1 pseudogene is annotated in these 417 nt (G+C 57.6%); it reads right to left on the bottom strand.

Annotation, left to right across the window (positions count from 1 at the left end):
• Positions 1–130: 130 nt before the first annotated feature.
• Positions 131–417, bottom strand: a pseudogene (locus A3754_RS28500) (hypothetical protein); the annotation flags it as partial.

The following is a 417-nucleotide window of genomic DNA, read 5'->3' as shown; positions in this document are numbered from 1 at the left end:
AGCCTCCAGCACGATAGCATCCACCTCATCTGGGGCAGAGTCGCCATCTAGGGCGCGGGCTGCGGCCATCAACTCTACATGGCCCCGCCCCTTAAGGGCTTGAGCCTCTTTAATCAGAGCATCTACGTCATCAATCATTGAGAAGCCCTCCAATCTTTCGCAACCTTTCCTTGGCCTTAGTCGCTCGCTCAGGGTCGACAAGCTCACCACGCGCAGCATCAAACCGCATGCAAGCCAGCACAGCACGTTCGTGGTCTGCATGTGCCCGAAGGCGCTCCATCTTCCAGTGAGGCAAGCCCGGCTTGTTATGGCTACGCATTCCTTCGGGGAACAAGTCACCAAGGCTCAGGCCAACAGCCATTAGCACGTCACTAGTTGGACAACCGGCGAAGCAATGCACCAGCAAGCGGCCATCGT

The organism is Alcanivorax sp. HI0083 (genome assembly GCF_001635175.1).
This window is presented reverse-complemented; position numbering and strand designations above follow the sequence as displayed.